Source organism: Nostoc sp., from assembly GCF_035638895.1.
Classification (GTDB): domain Bacteria; phylum Cyanobacteriota; class Cyanobacteriia; order Cyanobacteriales; family Nostocaceae; genus Nostoc.
On record NZ_DASQZC010000415.1, the window covers coordinates 1 to 3,020 of the forward strand.

At 42.9% G+C, this 3,020-nt stretch carries 2 protein-coding genes and 2 pseudogenes; all 4 read right to left on the minus strand.

All coding sequences use genetic code 11. From position 1 onward, the window contains the following. Positions 1–420 precede the first annotated feature (420 nt). Positions 421–1,467, minus strand: coding sequence for an RNA 3'-terminal phosphate cyclase (gene rtcA / locus VE944_RS20615; protein WP_324981159.1), 1,047 nt, complete (start codon positions 1,465–1,467; stop codon positions 421–423). 301 nt (positions 1,468–1,768) lie between these two features. Beyond that, a pseudogene (locus VE944_RS20620) lies at positions 1,769–2,203 on the minus strand (IS110 family transposase); the annotation flags it as partial. Continuing rightward, positions 2,200–2,406 (minus strand): annotated as a pseudogene (locus tag VE944_RS20625) (Uma2 family endonuclease); the annotation flags it as partial. The pseudogenes VE944_RS20620 and VE944_RS20625, both read right to left, overlap by 4 nt. 177 nt (positions 2,407–2,583) lie before the next feature. Continuing rightward, positions 2,584–3,020: phytochelatin synthase family protein (locus VE944_RS20630; RefSeq protein WP_324981165.1), on the minus strand; the 437-nt coding region annotated here is incomplete at its 5' end.

The window sequence follows — 3,020 nt, forward strand, 5'->3', positions numbered from 1 at the left end:
CTCTATCAGACGAATGCCCAACGCCCAATGACTAATCTTTTGTATTTGCGATCGCAAACTGACTTAACCTAAGTATATGCCTTTGACAGAGGTAAATTCAAACGCTCTGTTATATACTCAACTAAAGAGCAAGTATAAGAAACAACTGAACTCACTCTCAACTACATTTGCATTGCCTTGTAAATTCGTTGGTCGCTGATTGTTACAAACCATGCAGGTTAAAAGTTTGATTACAAATCCTCTTAAATAAACTATCAAAAGTTTTCTGTCTCCGCTTATAAAAATGCCTTTGCCTCATTTCCACTCTTGGAAATGAGGCAAATTTCTATGCAGCGCACACCGCACGGTTAATATCGTCATAGCGGATGTGGGTAAACCGAAGACTCTTACATAAGGCAATCTCTTAAAGCTTTTTCTACTTCATCTAGTCAAACTCTTTACCGAGACGATTTTCTCGGCTTCATTTACCCTAATCTGCGCCAACCCAAATTGTTCAATTACGGCTGCATTCGTCGTTAAATGTCTACTCACCTCAGCCACCCGGTAATGACTTTCCTGTGAAGCTAAAGCTGCTGGCAATAATAACTGATCTGCTAAATGTTCATCTACTGCTGCGCCGGTTTTATGAAACTCAAGGAGTTGCTGACAAGCAATTTCTGCAACTGTCTCCGCCGATAACCGTAATCGCCCAAATCCACCAAAGCCAGTCAAGCTGTTCTCATACTCAGCAGTTAAAAAAATACCTGCCCCAGGTGCTATACCTTTTTCTCGCAAAGCGTGTACAGCAACTTTCAAATGGGCTTCGCGTAACAAATTCTCGGCACGATTCGCCATCCGTTGGGGAATATGCGAAGGCAATTCTGTCACCACAGCTAGCCCTCGCACCTGTTGTAATTCTCCCCGTTCCAACAAGTTAATCCCGTTGAGTTTACCACCGCCATCTACCTGCAACTGTACCTCTCCGCCACCTTTGGGAAACCATCCCCAAGCGCCTAACTTGACTTGGGCTTCTACACCCATGCGTTGCAATATTGGCAGATAAACTTGCTCAATGTACGTCACTGTCGGGCTAAAGTTTACATGAGTTCCACCCTTTAGTGTGACTTGGGAATTGCCAGATGCTAGTGCCAAAGGTAAGAGAATTGTCTGTAAAACTAGAGCGATCGCACCCGCAGAACCACCAACTTGTGCTTTACTAACATCAAAGGTATAAGTTCCAGCTTGCACAGCACTACCTGGGATGAATTCCAGCAGCATTGAACCCAAAGCATCACCCTGTAGTTGGGCATTGCAAATTCTCGCCGCAGCCCGAACTGCTGTTAAGTGTTGTGCTGCTAATCCTGGCTTTTTGCGTCCAGCGCGAATGCCTGAAATTCGTATGGGTTCGCCAGTAATGGCCGCTAGACTTAAGGAAGTGCGAAGAACTTGTCCGCCTCCCTCTCCGTAGGAACCGTCAATTTCAATCATGAGCGATTTTGGAATGGTGGATTTTGGGTTATCCCCACGGCTCTTAAAATCAAACCACAAATTATAAACGTCTAACAGCTAGTTTTTTGAAGACAAGTTACACAAATATACAGAAAAAATTCTGATATGTGTTTTTTAGGGCATCCAATGTCGTCATAGCTTATATCCTTTTTTTTACGCAGAGGGACGCAGAGAAACGCAGAGAATTAACTGCTCTGCCAACCTCTGCGCTTCCCTCAGCGCCCCTTTGCGTTTTAAAATCTTAATTCTCATGTTTCACAGCACTTTCACTCTAGGTAATTTAATCTGGAGAATCACTCATGAAGTGAATTTTTACTAGTTCTCTGAATAACAACCGCGCTCCTTTGGCTGCAATGCGATTTCTGACAAGTTTTACCGGACGACCCGCCGCTTTTTCAGTATCTAACTGTTCACCCAATGTTTTGCCAATATCATTTTTGAGGCGCGATCGCTTTGGCTCAATCCTCGTAAAAACCCACTGCCAGAGAGATTTACGACATAAATCTGAACCGCCTACTACTTTGGCTTTACGGCTATCGCCGGAAGCTTCCATTGAGGGAGCAGCGCCCAAAGCTTTCTGAAATCTTCTCAATGAAAGGTGGCGTTTGGTAGACTTTTTAGAATTTCGCCCCTGGCGTATCCTCACCTCTGGTTTACCATCTAGTAGGAATCCCTCGATGGGGTAAATCTGGGAAATAATCACCGACGAGAGGCGATCAATGCCAGTAAACTCGCATCTCTTCCATGCTCTGGTAGGGGTGCCATCAGTAAAATTTCTCCTCTTCGATATTTAATGCGAGGTGAGGAGCGATCGCCTAATTGCTGACTTAATATTTGATAGTCTTTCCAGCCTCCCAAAAGCTTCAACACCGGGCCAGGTGGTAACTCGATTCTTTCTGGTGTAATTACGGTATCCATAATTAGCTCGCATTATTTATATCGAAGATAGGCGATCGCAGGATTTATGAACTCAATAAACAGATTATCAAAACAGAATTTAGGAGTCAGGAGCCAGAATTCAGTTGGGTATTTTGAACGAAAAAGCAGATAGCGTAGCGTCGCGTCTTGATTCTGATTCCTGAATTCTTCAATATATCAAAGGCTTTTGCTGACAAATACAAAGCCACGGCTCTTATTTACTGAGGCATCATTTGTGAGCATTGCTTTCCATAAATCTGCTGTTTTTACCCAAACTGGTGGATATTTGTAACGAGAGACATCAAGAATTAAAAACCTATCTGTTTGCTCATTATATGCTGCTAAAGGAGAAATGTGCCCACCTTTCTCTTGACCTATTTCTTTGCGTAAATAGTTTACTAAAACAAAGTTTTGCGGTTGTTTTAAGTTTTCTGCCGCTTGTTTGCGGAACTGCTCTAAACTAGTGTCGGCAGCGTGGTAAACATTAACTTTAACGCCATAGCTGGCTAGTAATTGCCCTAACTGGTCTAAAGTCATACCTTGGCGAGATACAACTTCAGGAGTTAGCACTTTTTTTGTATTATCATTACTAAAAAAGTTTTCTTGAGTAAATA

Coding starts and splice junctions, on each gene's coding strand:
- rtcA (WP_324981159.1), bottom strand. CDS start 1,467: ATGATTGAAATTGACGGTTCCTACGGAGAGGGAGGCGGACAAGTTCTT.